This window comes from Acetobacter ghanensis (assembly GCF_001499675.1).
Classification (GTDB): domain Bacteria; phylum Pseudomonadota; class Alphaproteobacteria; order Acetobacterales; family Acetobacteraceae; genus Acetobacter; species Acetobacter ghanensis.
Map to the genome: position 1 here is coordinate 2,458,926 of NZ_LN609302.1, position 16,891 is coordinate 2,475,816.

At 58.4% G+C, this 16,891-nt stretch carries 13 protein-coding genes and 1 pseudogene; 8 read left to right on the top strand and 6 right to left on the bottom strand.

From position 1 onward, the window contains the following. The first annotated feature begins 69 nt into the window (after positions 1-69). Genes polA through AGA_RS11440 form a run of 3 tightly spaced genes read left to right on the top strand, consistent with a single transcriptional unit; the run spans position 70 to position 4,335 of the window. Positions 70-2,883 carry a DNA polymerase I gene (polA, locus tag AGA_RS11430; protein WP_059024401.1) on the top strand — a complete coding sequence of 938 codons (2,814 nt, stop codon included), beginning with the start codon at positions 70-72 and terminating at the stop codon, positions 2,881-2,883. A gap of 3 nt (positions 2,884-2,886) precedes the next feature. Then, complete coding sequence (locus AGA_RS11435; RefSeq protein ID WP_059024402.1) at positions 2,887-3,510, top strand: SCO family protein; 624 nt, start codon at positions 2,887-2,889, stop codon at positions 3,508-3,510. A gap of 54 nt (positions 3,511-3,564) precedes the next feature. Continuing rightward, positions 3,565-4,335: a lysophospholipid acyltransferase family protein gene (locus AGA_RS11440; RefSeq protein ID WP_059024403.1), complete on the top strand. Its 771-nt coding sequence runs from the start codon at positions 3,565-3,567 to the stop codon at positions 4,333-4,335. On the opposite strand, the gene ppk2 is transcribed toward AGA_RS11440, so the two are convergent. The 3 genes from ppk2 to AGA_RS11455 all read right to left on the bottom strand — a co-directional run bounded on the left by ppk2 (position 4,332) and on the right by AGA_RS11455 (position 7,659). Further along, entirely contained in the window at positions 4,332-5,249 is a 918-nt protein-coding gene (ppk2, locus tag AGA_RS11445) for a polyphosphate kinase 2 (RefSeq protein WP_059024404.1), read from the bottom strand. The two genes, AGA_RS11440 and ppk2, sit on opposite strands and share 4 nt — an antisense overlap. Positions 5,250-5,318: 69 nt before the next feature. Continuing rightward, positions 5,319-6,932, bottom strand: a complete 1,614-nt coding sequence (locus AGA_RS11450; protein ID WP_059024851.1) for an inorganic phosphate transporter — start codon at positions 6,930-6,932, stop codon at positions 5,319-5,321. A gap of 145 nt (positions 6,933-7,077) precedes the next feature. After that, on the bottom strand, positions 7,078-7,659 hold the full coding sequence (locus tag AGA_RS11455) for an LOG family protein (RefSeq protein WP_083503695.1): 582 nt from the start codon (positions 7,657-7,659) through the stop codon (positions 7,078-7,080). A 286-nt stretch (positions 7,660-7,945) separates the two neighbouring features. Between AGA_RS11455 and AGA_RS11460 the strand changes: the two genes are divergently transcribed. Continuing rightward, a complete protein-coding gene (locus AGA_RS11460) occupies positions 7,946-9,241 on the top strand; it encodes a dicarboxylate/amino acid:cation symporter (RefSeq protein WP_059024406.1) in 1,296 nt (431 codons plus the stop codon). A gap of 72 nt (positions 9,242-9,313) precedes the next feature. On the opposite strand, the gene AGA_RS11465 is transcribed toward AGA_RS11460, so the two are convergent. The 3 genes and pseudogenes from AGA_RS11465 to AGA_RS11475 form a co-directional block, all read right to left on the bottom strand. Next, positions 9,314-9,661: a hypothetical protein gene (locus AGA_RS11465; RefSeq protein WP_059024407.1), complete on the bottom strand. Its 348-nt coding sequence runs from the start codon at positions 9,659-9,661 to the stop codon at positions 9,314-9,316. Between the two features lie 78 nt (positions 9,662-9,739). Further along, positions 9,740-11,118: pseudogene (locus tag AGA_RS11470) on the bottom strand (8-oxoguanine deaminase). A gap of 46 nt (positions 11,119-11,164) precedes the next feature. Then, positions 11,165-13,582 (bottom strand): TonB-dependent receptor, encoded by a 2,418-nt coding sequence (locus AGA_RS11475; RefSeq protein ID WP_059024408.1) that lies wholly within the window; start codon positions 13,580-13,582, stop codon positions 11,165-11,167. Between the two features lie 63 nt (positions 13,583-13,645). Here AGA_RS11475 and AGA_RS11480 point away from each other — a divergent pair, with 63 nt between their 5' ends. From AGA_RS11480 to hpxZ, 4 genes are read left to right on the top strand one after another with little or no spacing between them, the layout of a single operon-like run. Then, complete coding sequence (locus tag AGA_RS11480) at positions 13,646-13,858, top strand: hypothetical protein (protein WP_059024409.1); 213 nt, start codon at positions 13,646-13,648, stop codon at positions 13,856-13,858. A 57-nt stretch (positions 13,859-13,915) separates the two neighbouring features. Beyond that, positions 13,916-15,232 (top strand): allantoate amidohydrolase, encoded by a 1,317-nt coding sequence (locus AGA_RS11485; RefSeq protein WP_231945798.1) that lies wholly within the window; start codon positions 13,916-13,918, stop codon positions 15,230-15,232. Further along, positions 15,229-16,455 (top strand): pyridoxal-phosphate-dependent aminotransferase family protein, encoded by a 1,227-nt coding sequence (locus tag AGA_RS11490; protein ID WP_059024410.1) that lies wholly within the window; start codon positions 15,229-15,231, stop codon positions 16,453-16,455. The genes AGA_RS11485 and AGA_RS11490 overlap by 4 nt, the downstream gene beginning before the upstream one ends. 19 nt (positions 16,456-16,474) lie before the next feature. Beyond that, positions 16,475-16,879, top strand: coding sequence for an oxalurate catabolism protein HpxZ (hpxZ, locus tag AGA_RS11495; RefSeq protein WP_059024853.1), 405 nt, complete (start codon positions 16,475-16,477; stop codon positions 16,877-16,879). Positions 16,880-16,891 lie beyond the last annotated feature (12 nt).

The following is a 16,891-nucleotide window of genomic DNA, read 5'->3' on the forward strand; positions in this document are numbered from 1 at the left end:
CCAAGCGGCATATCCCCAACACATGTTCGCTTTTTTATCCGCATCTTCCTGCACACGGGTCATCCAGCCATGACAGACACACCGCATCTGGTTCTCGTGGATGGCAGCGGCTTCATATTCCGCGCTTTTCATGCCCTCCCCCCCATGACCAACCCCGAGGGGGTGCCGGTCAATGCGGTTTATGGCTTTACCAACATGCTGGCCCGCCTGCTGCGCGACCATGTGGGCACACATCTGGCCGTGCTGTTTGATGCCAGCCGCCAGACCTTCCGCTCCGAGATTTACCCCCAGTACAAGGCCCACCGCCCCGAACCGCCGGAAGACCTGCGCCCCCAGTTTGGCCTGATCCGTGACGCCACACAGGCTTTTAATGTACCGGGCATAGAACTACCGGGCTGGGAAGCGGACGACCTGATTGCCTCCTACGCGGTGGCCATACGCAAGATGGGCGGCACCTGCACCATTATCTCGTCCGATAAGGACCTGATGCAGCTTGTCGGCCCCGGCGTGTGTATGCTGGACCCCATTAAACAAACCCCTATTGGCCCGGCGGAAGTGGAGACCAAGTTTGGTGTCCCGCCCGAAAAAGTGGTGGACGTACAGGCCCTTATGGGCGACCCGACGGATAACGTGCCCGGTGTGCCCGGCATTGGCCCCAAAACGGCCTCGGCGCTGATTAATGAATTCGGCACGCTGGAAAATGTTCTGGCCAGCGCCCCGGATATGAAAAAATCCAAAAAGCGGGAAATGCTGATCGAACATGCACAGGCGGCCCGCCTCTCGCTCCAACTGGTCACGCTGGCCACAGATGTGCCGCTGCCCGTGCCCGTGGAAGAGCTAACCACGCGTGAGCCGGACAAACTGGTGCTGGCTGACTGGCTGGATAGCATGGGCTTCCGCTCCGTTCTGTCCCGCATGGGTATGGGTGACCCTTCTGGCGCACAGGCCCACCGTGCGGCCCGTGCCTCGGCCCATGCCAGCGCTAACGGGCATACCGCACCCGCCGCCGAGGCAACCACGCCACCAGCCACCGGCCCCGCCGACCTGCTCAGCGCCCCATATGAGGGCTATGAGACCGTGCGTGACGCCCAAAGCCTGCAAAAATGGGTTAGTGCCGCGCAGGAAGCCGGACTGTGCGCCGTGGATACGGAAACTGACGGGCTGGACCCGTTAGCCGCCAACATTCTGGGCTTCTCGCTAGCCATTGCCCCCGGCAAAGCCTGCTACGTTCCCCTACGGCATGAGGGCACGCTGGAGGCCCTGACCGGCGAACAGCTTGATGCCACACAGGCACTGGACCTGTTGCGCCCTCTGCTGGCGGACAAGAGTGTTCTCAAGGTCTTCCAGAACGCCAAATTTGACCTGCTGGTGCTGGACCATGCAGGCATTGACCACGCCACCATTACCCCGGTGGATGACACAATGCTGATCTCCTACAGCCAGTCAGCCGGGCTGCATGGGCAGGGCATGGACGAACTCTCCGTCCTGCACCTCAACCACACGCCCATAACGTATGACAGCGTAACTGGCACGGGCCGCAACCGTATTCCCTTTGCCAAGGTGCCGGTGGAAAAAGCCACCACCTACGCCGCCGAGGATGCAGACGTAACCCTGCGCCTATGGCACATACTGCACCCCACCCTCCGCACCAACAAAGCGCTGGCCCTGTATGAGCAGGTCGAACGCCCACTGGTGCAGGTCCTTGCCAGTATGGAAAAAAGTGGCATTGCGGTGGACCGCGCGGAACTGACCCGCCTTTCCGCCGACTTTGAAAGCCGGATGAAGAACATGGAACAGGGCATTTACAGTGCCGCTGGCCGTGAATTCAACATTGCCTCCCCCCGCCAGCTTGGCGAAATCCTGTTTGACGAGATGGGGCTAAAGGGCGGCAAACGCGGCAAGGCGGGAGCCTGGAGCACGGATTCCTCCGTATTGCAGGACTTGGCTGACCAAGGCCATGACCTGCCGGTACGCGTGCTGGAATGGCGGCAGCTTGCCAAGCTCAAATCCACCTACACGGATGCCCTGCTCAAGCTGACCAGTAAGGAAAGCCGGGTCCATACGTCGTTCCAGATGGCCATTACCACCACGGGCCGCCTGTCCTCCTCCGACCCCAACCTCCAGAACATTCCTGTCCGCACGGAGGAAGGCACGCGTATCCGTCAGGCGTTTGTAGCTCCGGCCGGGCGCAAGCTGATCTCGGCCGACTATTCCCAGATCGAGCTGCGGCTACTGGCCGATGTGGCCAATATTCCCACCCTGCGTGAAGCCTTTGAACTGGGGCAGGACATTCACGCCCGCACCGCGTCCGAGGTGTTCAACATCCCGCTCGAAGGCATGGATGCCCTGACCCGCCGCCGCGCCAAGGCCATTAACTTTGGTATTATTTACGGCATTTCCGCTTTTGGTCTGGGCAAGCAGCTTGGTATTCCCGCAGGTGAGGCCAGAAGTTACATAGATGCCTACTTTGCCCGCTACCCCGGTATTCGGGACTATATGGAGCGGATTAAGGAAGAAGCCCGCACCAACGGGTATGTTATGACGCCCTTTGGCAGGCGCTGTTACGTACCCGGCATACACGAAAAAAGCGCTGTCCGCCGCCAGTATGCAGAAAGACAGGCCATTAACGCCCCCCTACAGGGCGGTGCGGCCGATATTATCAAACGTGCTATGGTCCGCCTGCCCAGCGCACTGGACAAAGCCGGGCTGGGCAGCACCCGTATGCTGCTACAGGTCCATGACGAACTACTGTTTGAGGTGGACGATGCGCAGGCGGAAGCCGTAGCCAAAACAGTCAAAGACATTATGGAAGCAGCGGCACAGCTCTCCGTGCCACTGGTGGTAGAAACAGGCATTGGCCAAAACTGGGCAGAGGCACATTAACCCATGACACCAGCGGGAAAACGCATTGTTCTGATCGGGGCTGGCATTCTGGCTCTGGCCGGGGTTGGCAGCTTTGTTGCAACCAACATCGCGCTCAAGCACAGCATTACGCTCAACTCCTACGGCAACCCGGTTGGTGGGTCTTTCCGGCTGATGGATTCCACCACCGGCACCATGACGGACAAAAGCTTTCAGGGCCGCTGGATGCTGGTGCTGTTTGGCGCCACCCATTGTGGGGATGATGCCTGCACCCCCGCCCTGCGCACCATGTCCGCCGCACTGGATGAGGTTGATCCGGGCAAGCGCAAAATGGTTATCATTTTTGTCAGCCTCGACCCCGACCGGGATGATGCCGAACGCCTGCGCCAGTATGGGGAAGGCATAAGCCCCCGTGTGGTGGCAGGTACGGCCGCACCTTTTGCACTGGCTGACCTTGCAAAGGAATACCATGCACCGGTTGAAAAAGTGTCCGACCCAGAATGGGAGTATGCTATGCGTATGTCCCCACAGTTTGTGGTTATGGACCCACAGACCCGTTACCGGGGCACCATTAATGCACAGGCAGACCAAGCCAGCATGACGGCCAGCCTGCGCCAGATTATGGCGTCGGACACCCCAACCCCGTAAGCCTTCTGCCCCTAACCACCCATTTTGAGTTCCGCAGGTCTGTTACGTGCCACCATGCCGCTGTTTGCATCCGTAAGCGCCTCGGTGCGCTTTTATGTCTCCCTGCTGGTAACAGGGCTTGTGTTTGTTGTGCTGGACGCAGGCTCTTACGTGTTACGCCATATTCTACCCGATGGCGCACGGCGTAGGCGGGTCGCACGGCGCTGGCTGTGCTTTATGGCGCGGTTGGCTGTGCGTTACCTGCACGCAGCGGGGATTCTGGACTGTGATATGGCAGCCCTTGGCGCCATTACCCAACGCCGGAACCTTGTGCTGGTCGCCAACCACCCCTCCCGGCTGGACAGCCTTATTCTGGCAGCGGCTCTCCCCCACATGGCCTGCGTAACCAAGGCCTCCATATGGGAACGCGGTGTGCTGGGCAGCACATTGCGCACGGCAGGGTACATACGGCATGATACATTGCTGAAAATTATTGGCCCTGCCTCACAATGTTTGCAGGAGGATTGCCAGCTTCTGCTGTTCCCCGAGGGCACACGGTCCCGCGCGGGGGCGGAACCGGGGCCTATTCAACCCGGCTTTGCCGCCATTGCCCAGCGGACGCGCTCTGCTGTGCAGGTTATACTGATCGAAACCACCTCCCCCTACCTGTCGCAGGGGTGGCCATTTTTAAAACGTCCTCCGCTGCCCATGCGCTACCGCATCAGGCTGGGGCCACACTTTGAAGCCCCCAAACGGGACGAGGCCAGCGGACGGGCCTTGATCGAAGCTGTTGAAAGCTGCTTCAGGTCCTCCCTGCAGGACAGAGAGAACCCGGAACACAGTTAGTAAATTTCAGGCACAATCATGTTTTCGGGTGTGGACTGACGTTCATAGTCAGCATGGTACACACGCGGAGGCAGTTCAACCTCTGGCCGGGTTACCGGCTGGTAGGGCACCTGTGCCAGAAGATGGGTAATGCAGTTCAGGCGTGCGCGCTTTTTGTCCACGGCCTGCACAACCCACCACGGTGCTTCTGGAATACTGGAACGTTCCAGCATGGTTTCCTTGGCTTTGGTATAGGCCTCCCAACGCCGACGGCTTTCCAGATCCATCGGGCTGAGCTTCCACTGTTTAAGCGGGTCTTCCATACGGGCACGGAAGCGGGCTTCCTGCTCATCATCCGTAATGGAGAACCAGTATTTTACAAGCTGGATACCGCTACGCACCAGCATACGCTCAAACTCCGGCACGGAACGATAGAATTCCTCGTATTCCTCATCCGAGCAGAACCCCATTACCCGCTCGACACCTGCGCGGTTATACCAGCTTCGGTCAAACAGAACGATCTCGCCCGCAGCGGGAAGCTGGGCAACATAACGCTGGAAATACCATTGCGTTTTTTCCCGGTCCGTTGGCGCGGGCAGTGCGGCCACACGGCAGATACGGGGATTAAGGCGCTGGGTTATACGTTTGATCGCCCCGCCCTTGCCTGCGGCGTCGCGCCCTTCAAACAGCACAACCAGACGGTGCCCTGTGTCCTTCACCCAGTCCTGCAAACGCACCAGTTCGCCCTGAAGGCGCACCAGTTCGCTAAAATAGGTGTGGCGGAAACCACGGTCCGCGGCTGATGTCTCGCCCCCCAGCCCTTCATCCTGCAATTCGAGTTCGATCTCTTCATCCAGATCGTCAATAATCTCCTGCCGCATCCGCTCACGTTCACGTTCGGCAGCAGAAAGGCTGTTCACATTGGCATCAGACATGCTCTTGCCTTCGTAATTTGGGAAAAACCGGGTCTGACGGGGTGCGGAACCACGCCAGACCGACTGTTTTTAGAAGATGTGGCGGAACACCACATACAGCACGCCGCTAATCAGCATGGCGGCAGGCAGGGTGGTAATCCATGCCATGCCCATGGCGCGCAGGGTGCCCCACTGCAAACCGCCACCACCAGCGGCCATTGTGCCAGCCACGCCGCTGGAGAGAATGTGCGTGGTAGAAACCGGCAGACCATACCCTTCCGCCAGACCAATGGTGCCCATAGCCACCAGTTCGGCCGATGCGCCCTGAGCGTAGGTCAGGTGGGTCTTGCCAATTTTTTCACCCACAGTCACCACAATGCGCTTCCAACCCACCATGGTGCCCAGCCCCAGAGCCAGCGCCACGGCAATTTTAACCCAGACAGGAATAAAGCGGGTGCCTGCGTTAAGCTGCTTCATAAACTTGGCCAGTTCGCCTTCTTCCTCAGCAGAGAAGGAGGTTGCCTTGCCCATGTTATGGATGGCTTCCGCTACCAGATACATGTCGGTACGCACGTTAGGCACGGTGGCAGCAGGAATTTCGTGCAGGGAGTGGTAGCCACTCACGGACTGCGCAATGTCAGCCGAAAGAACGGACAGGGCGGCATACACTTCCGGGCGGGCAATGGATTTGACGCGCAGCGCATCAGTCACCTGAGCGCGGGCTTCATCCGCTGTCGGCTGCTGGAGCATGGGCTGGGCGTGCACGTCAAACACATGTGCGGCCTGCTGGGCGGTTTCCACAAAGCCGGGCATCATGCTGTCTGGCATGGCGCGGTTAAGCGCATAAGCTGTGGGGGCTGCACCAATCAGGATCAGCATAATCAGGCCCATACCTTTCTGCCCGTCATTGCTGCCGTGGAAGAAGGAAACACCCGTGCAGGTGCCAATAAGCAGGCTGCGGATCCACAGCGGCGGCGGTGCGTCCCCTTCCGGCGCACGGTAGAGCGCGGCATTGCGCACCACAACACGCAGCACCATGAACAGACCAGCAGCAAGGATAAAGCCACACAGGGGGCTGAACAGCAGGGCGGAGAACACCTTTTTAACCTGCCCCCAGTCCACGCCATACAGCGCACTGCCAGAAGGCGACATAAGCTGGTTTGCAAGGCCCACACCCAAAATGGAGCCAACCAGAGCGTGGGACGAACTGTTGGGAATACCAAGTGCCCATGTTGCCAGGTTCCACACAATGGCGGACAGCAGCAGGGCAAAGATCATGGCATGGCCAGCGCCACTCCCGACCTGAAGGATCAGCTCAACCGGCAGCAGCGTTACAACGCTATACGCCACGGCACCGGAGGAGGTCAGAACCCCAAGCAGGTTCCACATACCCGACCAGACTACCGCAACCAGTGGCGGCAGGCTGTTGGTGTAAATAACGGTTGCGACCGCGTTGGCCGTGTCATGAAAACCGTTTACGAATTCGAAGCCCAGAGCAATCAGCAACGCCAGAGCCAGCAGGGCAAAGGCCCCGGTTGCTATGCCACTGGTACCAACCGCGTGCAGGTCAGCCAGCACGCTGTAACCAACAAACGCCAGAGCTGCTGCAACCACTCCCAAAAAGAACATGCGGAAAGCCTGATGCTCCCCTTTACGCATATTCGGACGTTCTCCAACCGGAGAACTCAGCATAGTATCTGACATAAACACACCCTGCGCAGAAAAAGATGACCGCAGGGTAAAACTTTTTTTACTCAAGGTTGCGTTAAGATATTATGAAAGAAAAATCCCTTTTACATCACAGGCATAAACCACCGCACTCCATTATTAGTGCGTTACTGCAACAAGTTTACCGTTCATTCTGCCTGATCCACTTTGTCTCCTGCGGAGGCTGCCATGTAGCCAGCCCATCCAGCAGGTCTGCGGGCTGATCAGCCACCTGCAACATGTCCCTATGCACGGGTTTGAGGAACCCTTCATCCACCACGTGGTCTAAAAATTCCCCCAGCGTGCTGTAAAACCCGTTTATATTCAGCACACCGCAGGGCTTGGCGTGGTTGCCCAGTTGCGTCCATGTCCAAACCTCAAACAGCTCTTCCAACGTGCCAATGCCGCCGGGCAGAGCAATAAACGCATCGGACAGGTCCGCCATAAGGGCTTTACGCGCGTGCATGGAACTCACAATCCGCAGGTCTTCCAACGCATGGTGCGCCACCTCCCGCTCTACCAGCGCCTGAGGAATAACGCCCGTAACCTGTCCGCCGCCTGCCAGCACCGCATTGGCCACGGTCCCCATAAGCCCGACAGACGCACCACCATAAACCAGCCCTATGCCACGCTGCGCCATAAGCAGCCCCAGTTGCTCGGCCGCGCGCAGGTAAGTGGTCCCACGACCGGAACTTGAACCACAAAAAACACAGATCCGGCGCACGGCAGGCACTCCTCAAACAGTTTTGTCAGTCTTCATCGTGCGCACCATACGGTTCCGTGCAACAGCACCCGGACCACACGGCTCCCCATTGGCTTGGGGTGTGCGGACACGCAACAGTGTTGGTTTTTTCACCCCCCTGTTGTGGGGTCAACCCTTTCCAAACCGCAACAAGTGGGAGTAGCCTGTCCCCCTCGTAAACACAGAGGCTTGATATAACAGAATAGTTTGCGCCAACGCCCACTCTGGACGCCCACGCAAGACCAATAAAAACAGAAAGATAACCAGCGTGCATCCTTCTACTGCCCCCCTTTCCAGTTCACATCAGCGGTTCCTTTACCTTCAGGTTCTGGTAGCCGTTACGGCAGGCATTCTTGTCGGCGCCCTGTTTCCATCGGTGGCAACACTGCTCAAACCGTTGGGCGACGGATTTGTAAAACTAATTAAAATGGTGATTGCGCCTGTTATTTTTCTGACCGTCAGCACCGGCATTGCGGGTATGGCGGACCTCAAGCAGACGGGCCGCGTGGCAGGCAAGGCCATGCTCTATTTTTTATGTTTTTCCACACTGGCGCTGGCCGTGGGTATGGTGGTCGCCAACATTGTGCGCCCCGGCGCGGGTATGCACATCCACCCGCAAAGTTTGGATACGGCCTCGGTCGAACAGTTTGTGCAGGCAGCACATGGCCACTCCTTTACCGACTTCCTGCTCCAGATCATTCCCTCCACCACCGCTGGGGCCTTTACTTCGGGCGAGATTTTGCAGGTGCTTCTGGTCGCCATTCTGTTTGGCATCAGCCTGGCGCAGATGGGGCAGGCCGGAGAAAGTGTGCTGAACCTGTTCCGCAGTCTGACGGAAATGGTGTTTGGCGTGGTCCGGCTGGTTATGTATCTGGCCCCGGTTGGCGCATTTGGGGCCATGGCTTTTACCGTTGGCAAGTTCGGCCTTGGGTCTATTGTGCACCTGCTTGGGCTGGTGCTGACCTTTTACTTTACGGCCGCCATATTTGTATTGGTCATTCTGGGAGTGGTTGCCCGGCTGGCGGGGTTCAGCATTCTGCGGTTGCTGGCTTTTCTTAAGGAAGAGCTGCTGATTGTTCTGGGCACCAGCTCATCCGAGTCCGCTTTGCCCGGCCTTATTTCCAAGCTGGAACAGGCCGGGTGTAAACCGGGCATTGTGGGACTGGTGGTGCCTATGGGGTATTCCTTCAACCTTGATGGCACCAATATCTACATGACCCTTGCCGCCCTGTTTATTGCGCAGGCAACGGACGTGCATCTGGGCTTTGGTGAGCAGCTTGCCCTGTTGCTGGTTGCCATGGTCAGTTCCAAGGGAGCTGCGGGGGTAACCGGGGCGGGCTTTATTACGCTTGCCGCTACCCTGTCTGTTGTGCCCAGTGTGCCTGTTGGGGGCATGGCCCTTATTCTGGGCATTGACCGCTTTATGTCTGAATGCCGCTCGTTGACCAACCTTGTCGGCAATGCCGTAGCGACCATTGTGGTCGCCCGGTGGGAAAACGCGCTGGATACGGAGCAACTCCAGAAGACCCTGCACGCTCCCAAGGCAGGAACACCCACCGTTTAAGCCTGCCCGCTCAGCAGGCCGTTACCGCTCCACCGCACGGGTGGAGTGGCAGGATCACGGTGAGGCCGGATATCAGTTTTCGGTCTGATCCTGTTGGGTTTTATGGTGTTTGTGCTTGGTGCCCTTGTGTTTGTCAGACTGGTAGGCATGTGCGCCGGTTGCCGTCTCGGCCGAAGTGACTGGCCTGTCATTGGGGGGAGGCTGGGTGCCGGGCTGTTCTGCCTCTGTCCGCGGGTTGTTCCACAGCTTTTGGGAGGGTTCCACCTGCTTGCCGTTTGAATCCAGCGCGGCGGGCGGCGGCTGCCCAACCTGAGACGCAGCGGAGTTAGCTGTTGGGGACGTAGCGGTATTGTCCTGCGCCAGAGCCGGTGTTGCCACCAGTGTTGCACCCAGCAAAAGAGAATAGACTTTTCCTGTCATACTCAACCTCTCTCATAATGTTATGTGAGCCTGTTGAGACAACGGACCAGTTTTGCCGTGGTTCCTTTATTTATTGCCTCACGCGGCATCCCCATTGCATAGCCGGGCTGCCAACTGGTTATGCCGCCCGACCAGACCGTGCAGGTCCAAGCGGGAAAAATATCCGTCCTGCACAAGAACATTCCCGTTAACCATGCTCATGGACACCTGCATGGGGGAGCAAAACACAAGGGCCGCCACCGGGTCGGTCTGTGCGCCTGCATGGGCCAGACCGCGCACATCAAACGCCACAATATCCGCCGCCATGCCTACGGCAATCTGGCCAATATCATCCCGCCCCAGCACGGCAGCGCCTCCACGCGTGGCCAACGCCAGCGCATCCCGCGCGCTCATCATGCCCGGTGTTTGCGCACTTTCGGGCAGCAGGCGGGAGAGTAGCATGGCCTGCCGGGTCTCACCCAACAGGCTGGCGCCATCGTTAGAGGCGGACCCATCCACCCCCAGCCCCACGCGCACCCCTTCCGCCTGCATCTGCCGGACAGGCGCTATACCGGAAGCCAGACGCATGTTGGAACAGGGGCAATGGGCAACGCCCGTTTGCGTGCGGCCAAAGCGGGCTATGCCATCCGCATCCAGCTTAACGCAGTGTGCGTGCCAGACATCAGCCCCCACCACCCCAGACCTTCCGCATATTCTGCCGGGGTTTGGCCAAAGCGTTCGCGGCTATAGCTGACATCATGGTCATTCTCGGCCAGATGGGTGTGCAGCATAGTGCCTGTGGCACGCGCTAGCTCCGCCATATCCCGCATCAGCTCACGGCTGACCGAAAAAGGAGAGCACGGCGCTCCCGCGACCCGCAACATCGCGAGGGGTTCCGGGTCATGGTACATCTCAATCAGGCGCTGTGTATCACGCAGAATGTCGGCTTCTCGCTCAACCAGCACATCGGGCGGCAGGCCGCCACTACTTTCCCCCACACTCATGGCACCTCGGCAGGCGTGGAAGCGCATACCCATGCTAAAGGCGGCCTCAATCTGGTCATCCAGACGGCACCCATTGGGAAAAAGGTAAAGATGGTCGCTTGTTGTGGTGCAGCCCGAAAGCAGCAGTTCCGCCATGGCTGTACGGGTGGAAACCTGCACCATCTCGGGCGTAAGGCCCGCCCATATTGGGTAAAGCGTTTTCAGCCAGCCAAACAGCGAGGCATCCTGTGCCTGCGGAATAACCCGTGTGAGGGACTGGTACATATGGTGGTGGGTGTTCACCATACCCGGCAGCACAACATGGCCTTGCAGGTCTATAACATGGTCAAAGTCCGATGGGGGCGCATGTTCACCCCCACCCAACGCCACAATCTGCCGTCCTTCAACCAGAACCCACCCATTTTCCAGTTCAGTGCGGGCATCATCCATGCACACCAGTCTGGTCATGTTTCTGAGCAAAGTACGGCGTGGCATATAAACTCCTCTTGTGCCCGGATACCCCGGGCACGTTAGCGAATAATCAGAACGATGTAGATACGGAACCAACCATGGTAAAGCGCGGCTCAACCATGAAGGAGTTGCCATAACCCGTGGCGCCCGGGTTGCTTCCGCTCCATACCATATGGGAGTTGACGTCATTCTTGGTGAAGACAGCCCCCATAGCACCGGTGCGCACAATAGATCCGGTCAGGTTGGTAAAGTTCAGCTTGAATGTGGGAGATTTAAGAAACCCGAACGGCTTGAAGTGATAGCCGAGCGAGAGCGTGTCCGTCACATAACCCGGAATGCGCTCATCACCCGCAACGGAGACAGACTGCGGGCCCGTGTAGTGGACGGCACCGTTCGCAAAAAATCCTTTGTAGGTATAGGTCAGACCAAAGTTTGCCATAACCCGTGGGGCCATAATGGCCTGCGTACCCTTGGAGTGGATCATGGTGTTGCTGTTCGTATCCAGCACATCACTATCCTGCGTGGCGTGCAGGTATTCAATAGAGGCATACGGGCTAAAGCCGTGGATGGATGTACCCGCAATCATAAAGTCAAACCCGCGCATGGTCTGATTGCCAATAGACATGGGGCTAAAGCTGTTCATACCCACATACTGGTCCACAATGCGGTTGCGCACATTGTAGTTGAACAGGGACATATCGATCATGACATATTTGTTGTGGTAGCGGTAACCCAGTTCTTCCTTGATGGAATACTGGTTTTTCAGCATTGGGCCACTTGCGCTCATCCACCCCATATCCGTAGCGCTGGGCTGGCGGTAATCCCCTTCCGCATTGACGTAAATCTGGCTGTTTTTGTCAATCTGGTAGCTGATGGAAAGCTGGGGGAGTGGCTCGGTCGTATTGTTGCCCGACCGGCCAGATGCCCAGTGCCCGCTCTCACCCGTCCAGCTCTTGTTCCATGCATTGGACATGACAAACTTGAACCCGGCGTTAATCAGCAACCGGTTGTTCAGATAGCGCGACTGGTTCTGCACGAACAGTGAGTGCAGCTCATACCCTGCTGTCTGGCCGAACATGGCGCCACCCACCTGATACTGCGCCCAGTTGGGGCTGGCCGCCGCGCCATTGGCCAGTGTTGTGCTGGTGGGGTACCCCTGAATGGTCTGGTTGTTTTCATACCAGTAACCAAAACTCAGGTGGTTGTGGGGGTCAATGTCGTAACCCATTTTGGCAACAACGCCGACCTGCCGTGCTTCGTTTTCCAAAAAGAAGCTGGTCATGTTGGTGCCCGCAGGCACGGCCCCGCCTGTGCTGTTATACGTGTACTGCCCAGATGTTGCGACACCACCCGGAGACGCATCCCACCCCTGCCCAAGGCTGAAGTATGGCTGCACGTCGAGGGACAGCTTTTTAGGCAGAACAATATGCACGGGCGCCGTCAGGAAGACCTGATTCCAATGGTCGTTATTGTTTTTCCAGTAGTTGACGTTGGACGGGTTGGCAGAGCGGCCATACCCCTCCCCTGTGTGCTTATATTTGTAAAACTGATCCGCAGTCGGATAGTTGTCGATCACAAAGTCTTCGGAGTTCCATGAGAGGAACAAGTGGGCGTTGGACCCGTTTTCCCAGTCCTTGCGCACGCCAAAGTCAATGTGTTTGCGCTGGTTGGTGCCTGCCCCCATCCAGCTCCGGTCATGCGTGTTGGAGAAAGAGAAGTAGCTCTTGATCCCGGTTTTGCCGATCTCGCCGGATTCCAGCCGGATAAACTCACGCGAGAGGTTGTTGGTGCCGTAGGAAAAATCAACCATGCCGCCCATTTTTTCGGATGGCAGGTGGGTGCGCGAATTCATCACCCCGCCAGCAGCCGACATGGTTGGCAGGTCACGCGCGGCACTGCCGGGGGTCACGCTGACTTCATCCAGGTTTTCGGAATCAATATCTTCCGTCATGTATTTGGCGGCGGCGGCCGGTGCGCCATCCACCATCAACGCCATATCCAGATCCGTCAGCCCGCGGGACTGGATGGAGCCACCCTGCATACCCGATGCGTCCGGGGTCATAATGTTCAGGCTGGGCAGGTTCTTGACCAGATCAAGAGCCGTGGAGGTGGGACTACGCATATTAATGTAGTCTTTTGTCACAGTCTGCACCGCATGGGGCGCCACTTCCTGCCGCATCATGCCGCCACCGCCGGAACGAGCCGTGCGATTGGACGCAACCGAAATTTCTTCCGCGCCGGAAGACTGGACCGAAGTATTGCCCGTCTTACTCCGCACATGCCGGGCAGACGCCTTGGCCGGAGCGTGCCCTGCCTTACCCACAACCGGTGCGCTCTGGTCCGCCGTAGCAGCAGATGCCTGCCCAATACCGGGCACACTGGCACAAAAACCTGCCACACTGGCAAGGCAGGTTAACGTTGCAAGGCGCTGACGATACGTCAGAGAAGAGCCGACAGACCGGCGCATGAAAAAAAATCGGGAAGGCATGGCGTAGTCTCCCAAAAAATCCTGAAGAAGAAGCAGGGGGCAAAAACGGCGGAAGCAGGCAGTATGCGCGGCGAACAGACCCTTGGGGTGCTTATGGGGTTAACTCTGAACACCGCCCAAAACGATACGATTCCGATATATAATTGCCAACGCCCTTTCTCACAAAAGAAAAAAAGCACTTTTCCATTGCTTTTTTCAGCACGGGGGCTGCGCTCAATTTTGCAACGCGAAATTGCTTTTTTTGCTTTTGAGAGAACGGACCAAACCCGTCTATAATTGTCACACAGCACCAGCCAGATGCTGGCACACTCCGGTATGGCCCCCTGCGCAAGGATGAAAAAAATCTCCACGCTTCCGCCCTTTTCCAAAGGCCAGCCACAGCCCGCCACAGTGGCATCCCGCCCGGTTAACCGGTGTGACCAGCTTGGCGCACACCCTTTTTCCGACACGCAGGATGGCCTTTTCCGCGCTTATCTGTCTGACGCCTATGCCGCCACCTGCAAACAGGTTGCCACATGGATGGGTGAGGCAGGCATGACCTGCCACACAGATGCCGCAGGCAACCTGATAGGCCGGTATGAAGGGGAAAAACCGGGTGCTCCCGCGCTGCTTATCGGGTCACATCTGGATACGGTGCGTAATGCAGGCCGGTATGACGGCACATTGGGCGTTATGCTGGGCATAGAAGTCGTCGCCCATTTTGCCGCACGGGGTGAACGCCTGCCTTTTGCGCTCGAAGTCATCGGGTTTGGGGATGAGGAAGGCTCGCGCTTTTCCGCATCCATGCTGACATCCCGCGCGGTAGCCGGCACGCTGGACGCCCTTCCCCTTTCCGCGGTCGATGCCAATGGCGCAACGCTGCATGATGTGCTGGTCCATAACGGGCTGGACCCTGCCCGCTATCTGGAGGCCGCCTACAAACCTCAGCAGGTTCTGGCTTACCTTGAAGCCCACATAGAACAGGGGCCGGTGCTGGAAGCCGCCAACATGAGTGTTGGTGTGGTTACGGCCATTGCCGCGCAATACCGCTTCCGCGTTTCCATTCAGGGGGTGGCAGGTCACGCAGGCACCATGCCCATGTCCTTGCGGCAGGATGCACTGGCCGCCGCAGCCGAGGCCATTCTTGCCATAGAACGCCTTGGCGCTGCCGGACCGGAAGATCTGGTGGCCACAGTTGGCCAACTGCATGTCGGACCGGGAGCAAGCAATGTGGTGCCGGGCGAGACAACCTTCAGTCTGGACATCCGCGCAGGCACGGCAGACGTGCGCGACCGGGCTGCCACCGCAATTTGCGCAGCGCTGAAGGACATTGCAAAAAAACGCAATGTAACCCTTAGCATAGAGCCCCAGAACGATCTGGCCGCCACCCCATGTGACCCGCAACTGACGGACCTGCTGGCCACATCTGTTACCCACGTTACCGGCCAGCCAGCACGCAGGCTGGTAAGCGGTGCCGGGCATGACGCCATGGTTATGGCGGCACTCACCCCGGTCTGTATGCTGTTCCTGCGTTGCAAAAAAGGGATCAGCCACAACCCGGCAGAAGCCGTGCGCCATGATGACGTGCACACGGCCCTACAGGTCATGCTTGAGTTCATACACGCCCTTGCCGCCAGCACGGCCTCAAAACCAACGGAGTTTTCTGCATGAGTTCCACTTTTTTCCGGCAGATTGACCCGCCCCAACGGATGTTGATGGGCCCCGGCCCCATTAACGCGCACCCCCGTGTGCTACGTGCCATGTCGGCCGATATGCTGGGCCAGTTTGACCCGGAAATGACAGAGTACATGAACGAAACCATGGCTCTTTACCGTCAGATTTTTATGACGCAGAACCAGTGGACTTTTCTGGTGGACGGCACGGCCCGTGCGGGCATTGAGGCGGCGCTGGTCTCTCTTGTAGAACCGGGAGATAAAATTCTTCTTGTCCGGGCCGGGCGTTTTGGCCTGCTACTGTCCGAAATAGCAGAACGTATTGGCGCACAGATCTGCACGCTGGACCTGCCTTGGGGGGAAGTGGCCACACTGGCGCAGATTGAAGAAGGGCTAAAAACCCACAGGCCAAAAGTGTTTGCCTGTATTCATGGGGACACCTCCACCACCATGGCGCAGCCTTTGGAAGGTGTTGGGGAACTCTGCCGCAAATACGGCGCTCTTTCCTACACGGATGTCACCGCAACACTGGGTGGCATGGCCATAAAAACAGACGTGTGGGGCATTGATGTGGTGTCTGGCGGATTGCAAAAGTGCATGGGAGGGCCACCCGGCTCCGCCCCCATAACCGTGTCCGACCGGGCGGCAGAGCATATTATGGCCCGCCGCCATGTGGAAGCGGGCATTCGCGCCGCCGGAGCTACGGATGGTAGCCGCGCGCGCATTCTGTCCAACTACTTCGATCTGGCCATGGTCATGGATTACTGGTCAGACAAACGCCTTAACCACCATACCGAGGCCACCACCATGCTCTACGGTGCGCGGGAAGCCGCGCGCATTGTGCTGGAAGAAGGGCTGGATGCGCGCTTTGCCCGCCATGCACAGGCCAGCTCGTGCCTTATTGCGGGCCTGCGCGCCATGAACCTGCGCATTTTTGGCGACGATGCACACCGCATGACCAACGTAACCGGTGTGTGGATCCCCGAAGGTGTGGATGGGGAGGCCATACGCACCCGTATGCGTGATGATTTTGGCATAGAAATCGGTACGGCTTTTGGCCCGCTGGCAGGCCGCATCTGGCGGATTGGCACCATGGGGTACAACGCCGTCAAGCATAAGGTATTGCTCACACTGGGAGCGCTGGAGGCCTGCCTTGCTGCACAGGGCCACACCCTGCCGCGCGGGGCCGCCGTGGATGCCGCACTGGCAGACTGGCCGTAAAACAGAGGACGGTAAGCGCATGACACTGGATGACGCCCAGACCATCCTCCAGCTTACACATTGCTCCGACCAGTACGAACAGGCACTGGCCGACAACAATGTGGATGCGCTGGACGCCCTGTTCTGGCAGGGGCCGCAGACCGTGCGTTACGGCGTGGGAGAAAACCTTTACGGTGCGGCAGAAATTGCCGCATTCCGCCGGAACCGCAAAGGCGGCTCCCCCCCACGCACCATGTTACGCCGCACCATAACCCCGCTTGGCACAGAGGCCGGGGTTGTCAGTCTGGAGTTCCGCCGCATCGGCTCCACCCGCACGGGCCGGCAGATGCAGACATGGATCAACACCCCCGATGGCTGGAAAATTCTGGCGGCGCATGTGTCCATCATGGCCGAACAGCCAGAAACCGAACGCCCAACGCTGTAAGGAAAGGAGCAT